The sequence below is a fragment of the Streptomyces sp. NBC_00461 genome, from assembly GCF_036013935.1.
Lineage (GTDB): Bacteria > Actinomycetota > Actinomycetes > Streptomycetales > Streptomycetaceae > Streptomyces.
Map to the genome: position 1 here is coordinate 9825477 of NZ_CP107902.1, position 15642 is coordinate 9841118.

Below are 15642 nucleotides of genomic sequence, written 5' to 3' on the forward strand. Positions count from 1 at the left end.
GAATGCCATGTGACGGCATGTGACGACAGGTGTCTGCCGGGCCCGGACGGCCCGGCAGACAGCGTCGGCGCCCATCGAGCCGTCGGAGTCCACCATGCATGATGCCTGCTGTGCGACCGCAAGGCCTGCTGGTCCCCCACGTCCAGCGCCGAGGCGTCCTCGGGCGGTCAGGCGGGCGGGAGCGCATGAGCGACCGGCTCCGCGGGGCCTGACTTCGCTGTGACCGGACGCGGTCGGGGCTGCGAGCGGACCGGGCGGCGGAGTGTGAGTGGCGGCCACCGGCCGCTCGCGATGCGGTCGATGTGCGCGTCGATGAGTGCGTCGGTGAGCGCACGTGCCGCGGAGTCGTCCGGGTCCGGCCTCGACCGCAAGCCGGCGTGTTCGTCGATCGAGCGGCGTGCGACGCGGCCCGGCCGGCCGCTGGAGGAGGGCTCCCTGACGGCAAGGGGGCCTTCGGAAACGCAACCTGCCCCGTCGCCCGGCCCAGGCGAGTCAGCCCCGCAGAGCGGTGGAGGGGTCCGGCCCCGTCCCTTCGTCAGTCCCCGCGCCCGTTCCCGTGATCGGGGGCACCGGTGTCTCGACGGTGAGGGCCGACGAACTGCCCCTGGATGTCGGTGAACAGTACGCCGATGAGCGCGCCCCACCAGGCGGCTGCCATGCCGCGCCAACGCCCCCGCGAGGATGGATCGATGAATCCTCGATCACTCGTCTTCGGTCGGGGTGTCCTCCGGTTCGGCGTCGGGACCCTGGGCCCGCACCCGCTGGACATGTTCGAGGGAGTCCCGCAGCTCGGTGAGCCAGTCGTCGGTGTGGCGCTGGACCAGGCGGACGCACCAGGCGAGGGCGTCGCTGCGGCTGCGGGCGACACCACCGGCGATCAGGGTGTCGAGGACCTGTCGCTCGGGCTGGCGCAGCCGGGTCATCACGGGCGCGGCGACATGGGTGAACAGGGCGCGCTCGCCGCCGCACTCCACACCCCAGGAGACCTTCCGGCGGAACTGGTGTTCGGCCTCGCGGGCCACCTCGACGCGTGCCTCACGCGTGCGATCCCGGAACTCCTGGATCCGGCCCTGTACCGCCGACTCCCGCTCGGCGTCCGAGGCGCCCTCGGCGAGCCGGGGTTCGGGGATGCGGCCGATCACGGTGATCTCCTCGCGGTCGACCGTGAGCTCGGCCAACTCCTCGAAGAGGTCCTCGGGGACGCGGCCGGCGAACCAGCCGCGCAGCTTCTCCTGCTGCTCCGTCGTAATCATGTAATGACGATTACGCGACTCGTTCATGAACGCAAGGGGTCGCGGGGGAGTCAGCCGACAGCTCAACCGGAATGTTTCAGGCCTATTAACGAAGCGCTGTAAACCGGCCACTTGGCTGCTTCGGGCGATCAAGAACCGCTCAGTTCCGGGGTTTGAACGATCGAATTCCGTGACTTCGCGCCACTGTTTCAACACGCAAGGTTACTGAAACGCGTGGGGTCGACGTGTGTTTCCGCCGTGGACTCGGCAGACTCGCGCTCGCCGGTCCGGCACCAACCCTTGAACGGTCCGGTACACCCTCGAATCCAGCGGAAGGATGCACACAATGCGGAACACCGCGCGCTGGGCAGCAACCCTCGCCCTCACCGCCACCGCCGTCTGCGGCCCCCTCACCGGAGCCGCCCTCGCCACCCCGGACGCCGCCCCCGCCTCGCTCTACGCCCCCTCGGCCCTGGTGCTCACGATCGGCCACGGCGACAGCGCCGCTGTCGCGACTCCGATGCGCGCCGTCACCCTGACCTGCGCGCCGAAGGCCTCCGGCACCCACCCGGCAGCCGCCCAGGCGTGCGCCGAACTGCGCGGCACCACCGGTGACTTCGACGCCCTGACGGCGAGAACCGACGTGCTGTGTACCAAGCAGTACGACCCCCTCGTGGTCACCATCGACGGGGTCTGGCAGGGCAAGCGCGTCTCCTACGAGCGGACCTTCGGCAACGAGTGCGTGAAGAACTCCTACGGGACCAGCGTCTTCGCGTTCTAGGACCGGGATCGCGGAGCCCTCGCGCGCACAGGAAGTGGCCCGCAAGGTGGGGAGTGCGAGTCCCTGTCGCGAGGTACCCGGCGATCTCGCACCGGGAGTCGGTCGGGCGGAGTGGGGCCGCCCGCCGACTCCTGGGATCACCTCCGCCCCTCCCCGGGAACCCCGGGGAGGGGCGGAAAGCGTCCCCGCAGTCCCGCGCCGCCCAGCGGCGGTGGAGGCCGGGCCGCGTCGGAGACGATGCGCGGCCGACCGCCGCGCTCCCTGGCCCGCGCCCCGGCCGGGCACGGCGCGCAGGCCCGAACACTGCCTTTTACGTGTACGGGCATGAGCGGAGCGCGGTATGCGCCGTGCGTTCGGTGAGATCCCGGCTGTGACCGCTCAGTCGCCCTCGGACTTCTCCTGGGCCTGGGCGTCGGGGGTGATCGCGTCCGCGGCCTCGCCCCTGCGGCGCTGCTCGTCGGCGGCCTCACGGGTGCGGGTCTCGGCGCCCTCGATCTCGCGCAGAATTTCTTCCCCGGCCGTTTCGGGGTGCTTCTTGTCGTCGGACACGGCGTCCACCTCCGTTCAGGCCGTCGGTTCAGCTCCCCACAGCCGCTACGCGCAGGGGGACCGGGTCCGGGGGAGCGGGTGCCTCGTCGAGGCGGTTGACCTCGGCCCACCAGGACGCTCCGTCCTCGATGTGGCGCAGCAGGACACCCTCACGGATCGCCCATGGGCAGATGGTGACGGTCGTGAGCCCGGTCAGTTTCATGGCGGTGTGCGCGACCAGCGCGCCCGCCAGGCTCTGCTGGGCGCGCGGCGCGGAGATGCCGGGCAGCCGACTGCGTTCGACGGCGGACACGACCGACAGCCGGTCGATCGCCAGCCGCAGGTCCGAACGCTGCAACTGCCGGTCCACGAACGGGCCGCGGCGCCCGGGTGCCGCCCCGCACAACCGCCCCAGCTGCTGGAACGTGCGGGAGGTGACCACCGCCGTACGCGGCCCCTCCCAGCGGATCCGCGACGCGACGTCCCGCAACTGGTGCCGGACCTTGCGCCGCAGCGCCCGCACCTGCTCCGGCAGGGGCGGGTCCTCACCCTGGAAGAACTCATGGGTCAGCCGTCCCGCACCGAGTGGCAGCGAGGCCACGAAGTCCGGCACCCGGCCCCGCCCGAAGGCCACTTCGAAGGAGCCGCCGCCGATGTCCATCAGTGCGAGGGGCCCCGACCGCCAGCCCATCCAGCGTCGCGCCCCGAGGAACGTCAGTTCGGCCTCGACCTCGCCCGGGAGCGTGCACAGGCCCACTCCGGTCCGTGACCGGACGGCGCGCAGCACCTGTTGGCGGTTGGGGGCACTGCGCACCACCGCGGTCGCGAAGGCCAGCGGACCGGCCGCACCCCAGCGGGCCGCCGTCCGGCTCGCCTCGGCGACGGCCCCGACGAGCTGCTCGACGGCCTCCTCGGGGATGTCGCTCCCAGGCGTCACCTGCTCCGACAGCCGCAGGCGCCACTTGGCGGTGTGCACGGGTAATGGCACCCCGTCCGCCGCGTCCGCCACCACCAGGCGGACGGTGTTCGACCCCACATCCAGCACACTGATTCGCATGGGCCGGACGTACCCAGTTTTCGACCACCCGAACGTTCGTCAGTCGTCGCGCCAGGGCGTCAGCCGCGGCCGCCACCCCGGTACCCCCTGCCGGTAGCGCACATAGCCGGCGCCGAACCGGCGGGTCAGCGCCGGTTCCTCGTACCCCTTCGCGAACGCCCACATGGCCACGCCGGCACAGGCTCCGTACGCGAACAGGACCGGCCGGGCGAGCAGCAGGCCCTGGCCGGTGATCGCCGCGATCACGGCGACGTACATCGGATTGCGCAGGTAGCGGTACAGCCCGCCCACGACCAGATGCTCGGGGGGTGCGACCGGCGCCGGGGTGCCCAGGCCCTCGACCACGAAGCGCACATAGGCGGACAGCAGGACGACCGCGCCCGCGATCAGCGGGACCAGGCCGGCCGCGCGAAGGGCAGGCCACCAGTCGCCGGACCGCCATCCGGTCAGCCACCAGGGCAGCAGCACGACCACGGTGCCGGGCGCGACGAACAGGAAGACCGTGCTGCCGAGGGCCGCCACCTCTTTGCGCATACGACCACCATGGCAGCGCGGAGGGGCCGCCGTCTCCCTGCGGACGGCGGCCCCTCGGACCTGTGCGGCTCGGACCGGAACGGTCACATGTGGACGACCGGTGCGGCGTCCGCGTCCTGCTCGGGCACACCGCGCCGGAAGAGCAGGAAGGCGATCACGGCGCCGGCGGCGAACAGGCCCGCCGACCACCAGAAGGCGGTGGTGTAGCTCTCGATCGTCGCCCGGGCCTGCACCAGCTTGCTCGTCGCGTCCTTGCCGGCCAGGTAGTCGGTCGCGGCGCTCGCCGCCAGGGTGTTCAGCAGCGCTGTGCCGATCGAACCGCCGACCTGCTGCATCGCGTTGACCGTGGCGGAGGCGACGCCCGCGTCCTCGGCGGCCACCCCGCCCGTGGCCAGCTGCATCGCCGGCGGCATCACGAGGCCGAGGCCGAGACCGGTCACGATCAGCTGCGGCAGCACCGCGCTGACGTAGCCGGAGCCGACGCCGATCCCGGTCAGCCAGGCCATGCCGACCGCGGAGATCGCGAAGCCCAGCGGGACGACCACCTTCGGCCCGATCCGCGGCACCAGGAGCGTGGTGCCGAGCTGTGCCGCCACCATCAGCGCACCGACCATCGGCAGGAACGCCACGCCGGTCTTCGTCGGGCTGAAGCCCAGGTTCAGCTGCAGGTAGTAGGTGAGGAAGAGGAAGACGCCGAACATGCCGCCGCCGGAGATCAGCACGGCCAGGAACGAGGCCGCGCGGTTGCGGTCCAGCAGGATGCGCAGCGGCAGCAGGGGGTGGGCGGTACGGGTCTGCCACCAGGCGAAGGCGGCCAGCAGCACACCACCGGCGATCAGGAAGCCCCAGGTCAGGGCCGAACCCCAGTCGTGCGTCTCGGCGTTGGAGAAGCCGTAGACGAGGGAGAACAGACCGGCGGCGACGAGCACCGTGCCGGGTACGTCCAGCTTCGAGTTCTCGGCGTCGCGGTGGTTGGTCAGCAGCAGCCAGCCGCCCGCGAAGGCGACGACGGCGATCGCCACGTTCACATACAGCGTCCAGCGCCAGTCGAACGCGTCGGTCAGCACACCGCCGAGCAGCAGGCCCACCGCACCACCGGCGCCGGCGATGGCGCCGTAGACGCTGAACGCCCTGGCGCGCTCACGGGCGTCGGTGAAGGTGGTGTTGAGGAGGGAGAGCGCGGCCGGTGCCAGCAGCGCGCCGAAGGCACCCTGCAGGGCACGAGCGGTGACCAGCATGCCGAAGCCGTTCGCTGCACCGCCGAGCGCGGAGACCGCGGCGAAGCCGACCACACCGACCAGGAAGGCCGTCTTGCGGCCGAACAGGTCGGCTATACGGCCGCCGAGCAGAAGCAGGGAGGCGAACGCCAGCGCGTACGCGGTGACGATCCACTGCCGGTTGCCGTCGGAGAATCCGAGGTCGGCCTGGGCCGAGGGCAGGGCGATGTTCACGATGGTGGCGTCCAGCACCACCATCAGCTGCGCGAGGGCGACGACCGCGAGGATCCACCAGCGCTTGGCCGAGGCCGCGGGCTGCGCCTCGACGGCACCCGGGCGGGCGTCGTCGGTCAGAGTCTTCTGGGACATGGGAGAACCACTCCAGGGAAGTCGTTCGGGTTCGTTGGAACACGTGGGAACAACGCGGGGTGAAGGAAACCTAAACGAAACGGTTTCGTACACCTAGAGGCTAGACCACCGCGCGCGAAACGGCAACGTTTCGCTGGGCTGTGATCGCCGTTGCGTCTTGTATTCCTTGACAGGAATATAACTGCCGAGGCATATTGGGCTCATGTCCGACGCCGCGCTCTGGACCGCGCTCGCCGATCCCCACCGGCGGGCCATCGTCGCCCTGCTCCTGGAGCGGCCGCGGCCCGTGGGCGAGATCGTGGAGGCATGCGGCCTGAGTCAGCCGAGCACCTCCAAGCACCTCAAGGTGCTGCGGGAGGCGGGCCTGGTGCGGGTACGGCAGGACGCTCAGCGTCGCGTCTACGCCCTCGACCCGGCCCCGATCGCCGAGCTCGACACATGGCTGGCGCCGTACCGGGCGCTGTGGAACCGCAGCCTGGACCTGCTGGGCCGACGCCTCGACGAGACGGCGACGGACGATCCCGAGGAAACCACCCCGAAGGACTGATCCACCATGGCCGCTGAACCCACCGGCACGTACCTCACCCTGGACGACGGCCGTCCGGCCGTCCGCTTCAGCCGTATCTACGACCATCCGATCGAGCGCGTCTGGCAGTTCGTCACCGACGCGGAGGAACTCGCCCACTGGTTCCCGTCCCGAGCGGAGATCGATCCGCGCCCCGGCGGCACGATCACCTTCAGTGGCGACCCGCACATGCCCGAGTCCACGGGCCGGGTCCTCGCCCTCGACGAGCCGCGCCACCTGTCCTTCGAGTGGGGCGGCGACGAACTGCGCTTCGACCTTGAGGCTCTGGACGACAAGCGCACCCGCTTCACTCTCACCAACGTCCTGCAGGCCGCCGACACGGCCGCCCGCAACGGCGCCGGCTGGGAGGTGTGCCTGGCCGCCCTGGACGCGAAGGCGCGCGGTGAGCACGTCGGGGGGCCGCACGCCGGGGCGGGCGCCCCCTGGAAGGAGTTCTACGAGGAGTACGTCAGGACGGGTATGCCCTCCGGCGCCCCCGTCCCCGGCATGGACTGACGGCTCACGCCATCTGCCGGCGCACCAGCTCGTGCAGCCGCCCGCTCGTGTCCGCCAGCAGCTGCGCGGGCGGGCCCTGCTGGGCGACCTTGCCGTCCTCCATGACGATCACGCGGTCCGCGTCCAGGACCGTGGACAGGCGGTGCGCGATGACGACGCGGGTGGCGTTGAGGGCCTTCGTGGACTCGATCACCATGCGCTGTGTCTCGTTGTCGAGGGCGCTGGTCGCCTCGTCGAAGAAGAGGATGCGGGGCCGGCGGATCAACGCCTGCGCGATCATGAGGCGTTGGCGCTGGCCACCGGAGACGGCACCGCTGCCCGACACGATCGTGTGCAGGCCCATCGGCATCCGCTTGATGTCCTCGGCGAGTCCCGCCATCTCGGCCGCCGCCATCGCCTCCTCCGGCGTGTACGGCTCGGTGCCGCAGATGACGTCCAGGATGGAGCCGGTGAAGGGCTGCGCGTGCTGCAGGACCACGCCGCACTGGCGGCGGACGGCCGACTGGTCGAGCGCGCCCAGGTCCTGGCCGTCGTACAGCACACTGCCCGAGACCGGTCTGTCGAAGCCGATCAAGAGCCTCAGCAGCGTCGACTTGCCGCAGCCGCTGGGGCCGACGATCGCCACGAACTCGCCCGGACGTATCGCGAACGACACGTCGTCCAGGACGAGCGGGCCGTCGTCCGAGTACCGGAACGACAGCCGCCGCGCCTCGATCGCGCCGGACAGCGGGCCCGGCCGGGTGCTCGCCGTGCGTACCTCAGGCGTCGCCTCCAGCACCGGTTTGATCTCCTCGAACAGCGGCAGCGCGGCCACCGCCGACACGAACGCGCCGGTCAGCTGGGTCACCGAGGTCAGCAGCATCGTCACCGAGGTGTTGAACGTGAGGAACGCGGCCGCCGACATCACCCCGCGCGCCGGGCCCGCCAGCAGCATGAACATCAGCAGGGTGCACAACGGCAGATACACCGCGCCCATCACCGTGGTGAGGTTCTTGATGCGGCCGACCTTCTGCTGCAGTTCACGGCTGCGGGCGAACTCCGAGGCCCAGGCCGCGTAGGCGTAGTTCTCGGCCGCCGCCACCCGCAGCTTCGGCAGCCCGCGCAGGGTCTGGAACGCCTGGTTGTTGAGCTTGTTGTTGAGCACCACCAGCTTGCGCTGCCAGCGCACCTGCCACAGGCCCAGGCCCAGGAAGGCACCCGCGATGACGACGAGCATGCCGATCGCCGCCAGCGCCATCATGGGGCTGTACCAGAACAGCAGCCCCAGGTTCATCGCGCCGACGGTCACCGACTGGGCGACCACGGGCCCGACTCCCGCCATCAGACGGCGGATCGAGCTGATGCCCATCGCCGCGCTGGCCAGCTCGCCGGTCGAGCGCTCGGTGAAGAACTTCGTCGGGAGTCTCAGCAGCCGGTCCCAGACGGCCGGTTGGAGCGTGGCCTCGATACGGCCCTCCATGCGGAGGATGGTGAGGTTCTCCAGCAGCATGAAGGCCGCCGCCACGACGCTGGTGAGCATCACGGCCAGACAGACCTGGACGATCAGCCCCGTCTGTGCCCTCGGAACGAACTCGCCCAGCACCTTGCCGGTCGCGATGGGCACCAGCGCACCGATCGCCACCGTCACCAGACCGCTGATCAGCAGGCTCGCCAGGTCGCCGCCGGTGCCGCGCATGCTGAACCGCAGCAGCCGCAGCGGGCTGAGGGTCCGTTCGGGCAGCGGACGGTAGAACATCACCGCACGCGCCTCGAACTCCTCCGCGTTGGCCTTCTCGATCGGTGTCTCGCGGCCCGTCGACGGATGCACGGCCACATAACCGCCGCGCCGCCACAGCAGGGCCACCGGCGCACCCGACAGGGCCCGGTGGCCCACCAGCGGACCGACGTTGTCCCGCCACCAGCGGCCGTCCAGACGCACGGCCCGGGTGCGGACACGGGAGGCGATGGCCACGAGCTCCACCGGGTCGAGCCGTTCGCTCTCCGTCCCGCTCTGCGCGGGCTCGGCAAGCTGGATCCCGGCCGCCTCGGCGACCAGCTTGCACGCCGCGTACGAGGCGTCGGCGTCGGCGGCCGTGGCGCGCTTGCCCGAGGACTTGCCGATCGAGGCGAGCAGCGTCTGATCGGCCTGGGCGCGGACCGCCTCACCCGCCTTGATGCCGGCGGCCGTCCGTGTCTCGTGCGAGCGCTCCAGCTGCTCGATCCACCGGTCCAGGGTGGTCAGCAGCCGGTACTGCTGGTCGACCATGCTCTGCCAGACCGCCGGGTCCATCAGCAAGTCGGCGGCCGCCTCGGCGCCGTAGAGCGAGCCGTACTGCACGCTGCCCGGCGGCACCTGCATCCAGAAGACGTCGTCGTCGGTGACCTCGGCGGCCCGCTCGGTCGCCATCGGCGCCTGGAAGAGGACGGACAGGCTGCGGCCGACACCGAGGGCGAGGGCGTACTCCAGCGGGCTCGTCGTCGGCGGTACGTACTGGGGGTTGCCGTACTCGTCGTAGGACCAGGTCTGGGTGTCGGCCGTCTGGTACAGCTCGCGCAGCCCGATGCGGTGCACCACGCAGTCGCGCAACGGGCGGGCGACCAGGGTGTGCTGCGGTCCCGGGACCGGGCCGAGGATCAGCGAGCCCGCCTCCAGGCGGCCGAGGTGGTGCCAGTGACCCTGCTGTCCGGCGTCCACCGCGAACAGGTCCAGGCTGCCGGCCGCGACCAGCCACAGCACCTGCGGGCCTTCGAGGTCGAGCCGGTTCAGGCCCGAGCAGTCGACCAGTGTGCCCATGGAGCCGAGGGCGCCGAGAACGAGGTCGCCCTCGTGTGCGGTCGTCATCTCATCGCTCCCTGACCAGCGCCGCGTACGCGCCACCGCGCGTCACCAGCTCCTCGTGCCGTCCGCGTTCCACGATCGTGCCGTGCTGGAGCACCACGATCTCGTCGCTGTCGCGCACGGTGCTGAGCCGGTGCGCGATCACCACGCAGGCGCAGCCGCGCCGGCGCAGGTTGTCCATCACGACCTGTTCCGTCTCCGCGTCCAGGGCGCTCGTCACCTCGTCGAGCACCAGGATGCTGGGCCTGCGCACCAACGCCCTCGCGATCTCCAGGCGTTGACGCTGCCCGCCGGAGAAGTTGCGGCCGTCCTGCTCGACCTTGCTGTGGATGCCGCCGGGGCGGCGCGTCACGACGTCGTGGAGCGCCGCGTCCCGCAGCGCGTCCACGACGGCGTCGTCGGGAATCGAGGGATCCCACAGGGCGACGTTGTCGCGGACCGAGCCCTCGAACAGGAAGACCTCCTGGTCCACGAAGGAGACGGACGCCGCGAGCGCGCCGCGCGGGATGTCGTCCAGGCGCCGGCCGTCGATGCGGATCACGCCTTCCCAGGGGGTGTACAGGCCCGATATCAGGCGGGAGACCGTGGACTTGCCGCTGCCGGATCCGCCCACGAGGGCGACCTGTTGGCCGGGGCCGACGGTCAGGTCGAAGCCGGTGAGCAGCGGCTTGTCGAGCGGGTTGTAGCCGAAGGTGATGTTCTGCAGTTCGACGTGACCGTGCAGGCGGCGCGTGGAGTCGCCGGCGCCGGGGCGGCCGTAGAGCGGGTCGGCCTGGAAGTTCTCGACGTCCTTCAGACGGGCCACGTCGGCGGCGAAGTCCTGGATGCGGCCCGCCACGCCGTTGAGCCGGGTGATCGGTGCGGTGAAGCGCGTGACCAGGGCCTGGAAGGCGACCAGCAGACCCACCGAGATGCCGCCCTCCACCGCGCGCATGCCACCGATCCACAGGATCAGCGCGCTGTTCAGCGCGGCCAGCGTCGGCGCGACCACACCCAGCCAGGCGCTCGGCACACCGAGCCGCTGCTGCTCCTCCAGCGTGGTGGCATGCTGCCCCGCCCACTTCCGGAAGTAACCGTCCTCACCGCCGGTCGCCTTCATCGTCTCGATCAACTGCAGCCCGGTGTAAGCGGTGTTGGTGAGCCGCGCGCTGTCCGCGCGCAGCTTCGCCGTCCGGGTCGCGCGCAGGCGGATGACGACGCGCATCGCGACGATGTTCAGCAGGGCCACGCCGATGCCGAGGAACGTGAGCTGCGGGTCGTAGGTGTAGAGGAGGACCGCGTAGAGAACGACGACCACCGCGTCGACGCCCGCCGCCGCCAGGTCGCGGGCCAGGGTCTCGGCCACGGCGTCGTTGGACTGCAGTCGCTGTACCAGGTCGGCCGGGCTGCGCTGGGAGAAGAACGTGACGGGCAGCCGCAGCAGATGCCGCAGGAACCGGGCGCTGGAGAGGGTGGAGGAGATGATGCGGCCGCGCAGCAGATTCGCCTGCTGCAGCCAGGTCAGCACGATCGTGAGCAGCACGGACGCGCCCATCGACGCGAACAGCACGCCGAGCAGCGAGGTCTGCCCGCCGATCAGGAACTCGTCGATGTAGGTCCGGCTGAGCGCCGGCACGGCCGCGCCGACCGCGACCAGCAGCAGGCTCGCCAGGACCGCGGCGGGCATCGTGCCCGCGGTGCCGCGCAGCCGGGCCGGCATCGCGCCGAGCACACCGGGCCTGCGGCCGCCCTTGGTGAAGCCCTCGCCCGGCTCCATCACCAGCACCACACCGGTGAAACTGCCGTCGAAGTCCTCCATGGGCACGAAACGACGGCCCTTGCCGGGGTCGTTGATGTAGACCCCGCGGCGGCCGAAGCGGCGCCCCATGCCGTCGTAGACGACGTAGTGGTTGAACTCCCAGAACAGGACGGCCGGCGTCTTCACCTCGGCGAGGGCGGCCGTGTCCATCTGCATGCCCTTGGCGGTGAGGCCGTAGCTGCGGGCCGCCTTCAGCAGGTTGCTGGCGCGCGAGCCGTCGCGGGAGACACCGCACGCGATGCGCAGCTCCTCCAGCGGGACGTGCTTGCCGTAGTGGCCGAGGACCATCGCGAGGGAGGCGGCGCCGCACTCCACCGCCTCCATCTGGAGCACCGTGGGAGTGCGGACGGTCCTCGCCCTGCCCACGGGAACGGGACGCTTGGGCGGAGCGGCGCGCCGCCTGCTCCGCGTCTCCTGTGCGGTGCTCACGGCAGCAGCCAATCGACGGGACGCTGATCGGCCAGCCGGATGGAACCCGAGGCCAGGGTCATGGAGGTGAGGTCGAACGGCGGCCCGTCCTTGGACGACCACCGGTAACCGCTCTTCGTCGCTGACGACTTGTCCAGGCGGACTAGTACGGCGACCGGGCGGCCCGACTTGGTGAACTGCTCGCCCAGCTGGCTGTCCCCGAGGAACGAGGCGATCTGCTGGGCCGACTGGGCCGAGCGGTCCACCGACTTCACATGGCCGCGCAGCACGCCGTACGTCTGCGTCGGCACCGACGAGACGGTCAGGTCCACGGCGGCGTTCGCGGGAATGGAGGCCGCGTTCTCGGCGGGGACGTAGACCGTGGCGTAGAGGGGATCGTCGGCCTTGGCGACCTTCTCCACCGCGGCGACGTTCGCGCCGGTCTGGATGATCTGGCCGATGGTGGCGGCGAGTCCCGTGATCCGGCCCGCCGCGACCGTGCGGACGACGGTGGCGCCCTGGCTCGTACGGACCTTGAGCACCGGGGAGTCGGCCGGCAGCCGCTCGCCCTGCCTGGCCAGCACGGCGGTCACCTGGCCCGCGACCGGGCTCTGCAGGATGTAACTGCCCTCACCGTGCGTGAGGATGGCGGGCGCGCCGACCGTGGAGGTCACCGAACCGGTCACCGCCCACACCGAGGCGGCCGCCATCGCGACCACCGTCACGGACAGCACGAGCCAGCCCTGGGGGCGGGCGAAACGCACCGGAAGGTCGAGCTCCTCCGGCGACTGGAGCTTGGCGAGGGCTTGCTGGCGGAACTGCACGGAACTTCCCTCACCTGAAAACGAGAGAGGACCGGCTCGCACGAGCCGGCTGGTTTGTGGCAACCGAAGGCCCCGGAGCCGTATGACGGCTCCGGGACGCGACGATCACAAAAGGTGCGATCAGAGACCGGCGACCAGGCCCGTGACCGGGGCGGTGTTCAGGCCGGTGACACCCTCGATGGTGCCGACGGCCGTGTCGACCAGACCGGAAACGGGAGCAATGCCGTCCAGCGCACCGGTGGCGGTGTTGACCGCGTTCACCGAAAGACCGCCGGAGACGTTGTCGAGCTCGGCGTCAGAGATCTCGACGGTCTCAACACGGGGGGTGGAGTTCATGATGGAACTTCCCTTCGTATGGGTATTTCACAAGGGGGGAGCGGCCCCCCTCTGGGGACAGAGCGACGGCCGCGAACCGCGAGCGCCGGGCGCCCGTTTCCAGGAACCCTTCGCGGCCCCCGCGGTGCGATGGATCAAAGCACGCGGCGGGCCCGCGCTTCCAATCAACCAGGCGTCTCACCAGGCAACTTGGATCTCAGGGGCACCGAACGGTGCAGGTGTGCGCACGGCACGGCGGCGAGTTCTTCACATGCGCCACCGCATTGGTCCGTCCATGGCCTTGCCGCGGTGTCGACGAATCCGACACTCCCGTCCCAATGACGTAGCGGGCGCCCTCGTGGTGTGCAGATCCTTCGCCCGCGGTGACTTGGTTGCGTATTGGATGTGCAGATTCACTGAAGCCGGGATTCCGATCGATGTTCTGAACAGACCGTTGCCGATCGACTGCGGACCGTGTCAGCCCCGTAATGCCTGGGCCGTGTCAGCCCAGAAGCGCGTAGACCGTGCTCGCGCGCGCCGCGAGTTCCCCCGATTCCGCGTCGGTCATCGTGATGTCCGCGAACGCCATACGGCGGCCCAGCTTGGTGAGCACCGCCTCGATCAGGACATCCGAACCCGTCACCGCGCGCTGGAACGACGTGGACTGCTGAACCGTCGTCATGAGGCCGTACGCCCCGCGTGCCGCCGACACCGCGATCACGGTGGCCGTGTCGGCGGCGGCCATCAGCGCCTGCCCCGACAGCCCCCCGCCCTCCCGCGACAGGCGGTGCGACCAGGGGAGTCGCAGCGTGGCCCGGTTGTCGGCCAACGACTCGACCGTCAGGCCCAGTTCGAGGACCCAGGGGGCGAAGTTGGCGGAAAGGATCTTGTCGGCTTCGGTGGTGGTCATCGTCATATGAGCGATTGTTCCCCGCGCCGATTCGTCAGGCACGGGTCATGGCCGATTCGGCATCGGGCAAAGCGAGTTGGCAAACGGAATTGAACGCACCGCGGGGCCCGTGCGTACCAACAGCCATCCAGGCGCCCGAACAGAACAGCTGCCGGACGGCGGCACAGACTCCGGTCCCCCCAGGAGGTCGAGAAGCTTGAGTCACAAGCGAATTCCGAAGCGCAAGGCCGCGATCGCGGCAGGCAGCGTCGTGGCGCTCGGCGCAGCCGCAATCCTGCTGCCGAACGCCAACGCGTCGCAGGACGGCTCGTCGGCCGACGCCGCCCCCAAGACCCTGAAGGCGACCGACGCATCGGATCTCGCCTCGCAGCTTCAGGACATGCTCGGTCAGGCCTTCGCCGGGTCGTACTACGACTCCGACAAGCAGCAGCTGGTCGTCAACGTCATATCCGGCGACAAAAACGTTGTCGTCCAGGCGAAGAAGGCGGGCGCGAAGGTCCGCGAGGTCGGCAACAGCCTCGCCGCGCTGAAGGCGGGCGCACAGACCCTGAAGGCGAAGGCGACCATCCCGGGCACGGCCTGGGCGGTCGACCCGAAGACCAACAAGCTCGCGGTCACCGCCGACAGCAGCGTGACCGGCGCCAAGTGGGACAGACTGACGTCGACGGTCAAGAGCCTCGGCTCCGAGATGGCGACCGTGAAGAAGTCCTCCGGCACCTTCAAGACGCTCGTGTCGGGCGGCGACGCCATCTTCGCGCAGGCGGAGGGCGGCACCGTGCGCTGCTCCCTCGGCTTCAACGTGACCGCCAGCGACGGCAGTCCGGCCTTCCTGACCGCAGGCCACTGCGGTGTGGCCGCCAAGCAGTGGTCCGACTCCGAGACCGGGCAGCCCATCGCCACCGTCGACCAGGCCACCTTCCCGGGCAACGGCGACTTCTCGCTGGTGAAGTACGACGACGCGAACACCCAGGCGGCGAGCGAGGTCAACACCGGCGAGGGCCAGGCCGTCCAGATCACCCAGGCCGCGGAGGCCACCGTCGGCGAGCAGGTCTTCCGCATGGGCAGCACGACCGGCCTGCACGACGGCACGGTCACCGGTCTCGACGCCACGGTCAACTTCCAGAGCGAGACCGACCCGGGTGGTGTCGACACGGTCACCGGTCTCATCCAGACGGACGTCTGCGCCGAGGCCGGCGACAGCGGTGGCTCCCTGTTCACGCAGGACGGCGGCGCGGTCGGTCTGACCTCCGGCGGCAGCGGTGACTGCACCAACGGTGGCGAGACCTTCTTCCAGCCGGTCACCGCCGCCCTCCAGGCCACGGGTGCGACGCTCGGCGGCGCGGGTGCGGGCGCCGGCGACCAGGCCGGCACCGCCGATCCGTCCGCCTCCGCGGGCGACCAGGCGGGCGGCGGCGACGCCGTCGGTGGCGGCGACCAGGCCGGCACGGCGGACCCGTCCGCGACGGCCGGCGACCAGAACGGAGCCGGTGACCAGGCAGGGGCCGGTGACCAGTCCGGCGTCGGCGACCAGTCCGGCGCCGGTGCGGGTGACCAGTCCGGTGCAGGTGCAGGTGCCGGTGACCAGTCCGGTGCTGGTGCGGGCGACCAGAGCGGTGCCGGCGTGGGCGACGGTTCGTCCCAGACCGAGACCCACTGATCGACCCGATCCGACCCGCCCCAACGCGACCCGACCCGACTCGCGGTTCCGGTCGACGGTGACGGTGGACGGTCCGGCCCTCCGGCGGGAGGGCCGGACCGCGTCGTGTCCGG

14 protein-coding genes are annotated in these 15642 nt (G+C 70.8%); 4 read left to right on the forward strand and 10 right to left on the reverse strand.

The annotated features are described in order from the left end of the window. Positions 1 to 701: 701 nt before the first annotated feature. Positions 702 to 1253, reverse strand: coding sequence for a hypothetical protein (locus tag OG870_RS45415; protein WP_327692187.1), 552 nt, complete (start codon positions 1251 to 1253; stop codon positions 702 to 704). A 325-nt stretch (positions 1254 to 1578) separates the two neighbouring features. Between OG870_RS45415 and OG870_RS45420 the strand changes: the two genes are divergently transcribed. Beyond that, positions 1579 to 2013 carry a protease inhibitor gene (locus OG870_RS45420; RefSeq protein WP_266527762.1) on the forward strand — a complete coding sequence of 145 codons (435 nt, stop codon included), beginning with the start codon at positions 1579 to 1581 and terminating at the stop codon, positions 2011 to 2013. Positions 2014 to 2391: 378 nt separating this feature from the next. On the opposite strand, the gene OG870_RS45425 is transcribed toward OG870_RS45420, so the two are convergent. The 4 genes from OG870_RS45425 to OG870_RS45440 all read right to left on the reverse strand — a co-directional run bounded on the left by OG870_RS45425 (position 2392) and on the right by OG870_RS45440 (position 5718). After that, a complete protein-coding gene (locus OG870_RS45425) occupies positions 2392 to 2562 on the reverse strand; it encodes a hypothetical protein (RefSeq protein WP_327692188.1) in 171 nt (56 codons plus the stop codon). 28 nt (positions 2563 to 2590) lie between these two features. After that, entirely contained in the window at positions 2591 to 3598 is a 1008-nt protein-coding gene (locus OG870_RS45430; protein ID WP_266587837.1) for a Ppx/GppA phosphatase family protein, read from the reverse strand. A 39-nt stretch (positions 3599 to 3637) separates the two neighbouring features. Beyond that, positions 3638 to 4132, reverse strand: coding sequence for a methyltransferase family protein (locus OG870_RS45435; protein ID WP_327692189.1), 495 nt, complete (start codon positions 4130 to 4132; stop codon positions 3638 to 3640). An 83-nt stretch (positions 4133 to 4215) separates the two neighbouring features. Then, positions 4216 to 5718, reverse strand: coding sequence for an MFS transporter (locus OG870_RS45440; RefSeq protein ID WP_266842057.1), 1503 nt, complete (start codon positions 5716 to 5718; stop codon positions 4216 to 4218). A 202-nt stretch (positions 5719 to 5920) separates the two neighbouring features. On the opposite strand from OG870_RS45440, the gene OG870_RS45445 reads away from it, so the two are divergent. Further along, positions 5921 to 6265, forward strand: coding sequence for an ArsR/SmtB family transcription factor (locus OG870_RS45445; RefSeq protein WP_266587842.1), 345 nt, complete (start codon positions 5921 to 5923; stop codon positions 6263 to 6265). A gap of 6 nt (positions 6266 to 6271) precedes the next feature. Beyond that, on the forward strand, positions 6272 to 6799 hold the full coding sequence (locus tag OG870_RS45450; RefSeq protein ID WP_266842059.1) for an SRPBCC family protein: 528 nt from the start codon (positions 6272 to 6274) through the stop codon (positions 6797 to 6799). Between the two features lie 4 nt (positions 6800 to 6803). Here the strand turns inward: OG870_RS45450 and OG870_RS45455 are convergent, their stop codons facing one another. From OG870_RS45455 to OG870_RS45475, 5 genes are all read right to left on the reverse strand, one after another. Further along, positions 6804 to 9620 (reverse strand): NHLP bacteriocin export ABC transporter permease/ATPase subunit, encoded by a 2817-nt coding sequence (locus OG870_RS45455; RefSeq protein ID WP_266527781.1) that lies wholly within the window; start codon positions 9618 to 9620, stop codon positions 6804 to 6806. 1 nt (position 9621) lies between these two features. Then, positions 9622 to 11844: an NHLP family bacteriocin export ABC transporter peptidase/permease/ATPase subunit gene (locus tag OG870_RS45460; RefSeq protein ID WP_266842061.1), complete on the reverse strand. Its 2223-nt coding sequence runs from the start codon at positions 11842 to 11844 to the stop codon at positions 9622 to 9624. Then, a complete protein-coding gene (locus OG870_RS45465; protein WP_266587847.1) occupies positions 11841 to 12647 on the reverse strand; it encodes an HlyD family efflux transporter periplasmic adaptor subunit in 807 nt (268 codons plus the stop codon). Before OG870_RS45465 ends, OG870_RS45460 begins: the two co-directional genes overlap by 4 nt. A 120-nt stretch (positions 12648 to 12767) precedes the next feature. After that, on the reverse strand, positions 12768 to 12983 hold the full coding sequence (locus tag OG870_RS45470; protein ID WP_266527789.1) for a type A2 lantipeptide: 216 nt from the start codon (positions 12981 to 12983) through the stop codon (positions 12768 to 12770). A 481-nt stretch (positions 12984 to 13464) separates the two neighbouring features. Further along, positions 13465 to 13878 carry a PaaI family thioesterase gene (locus OG870_RS45475; protein WP_327692190.1) on the reverse strand — a complete coding sequence of 138 codons (414 nt, stop codon included), beginning with the start codon at positions 13876 to 13878 and terminating at the stop codon, positions 13465 to 13467. A gap of 190 nt (positions 13879 to 14068) precedes the next feature. Here OG870_RS45475 and OG870_RS45480 point away from each other — a divergent pair, with 190 nt between their 5' ends. After that, on the forward strand, positions 14069 to 15529 hold the full coding sequence (locus OG870_RS45480) for a S1 family peptidase (RefSeq protein WP_327692191.1): 1461 nt from the start codon (positions 14069 to 14071) through the stop codon (positions 15527 to 15529). The last annotated feature ends 113 nt before the right edge of the window (positions 15530 to 15642 follow it).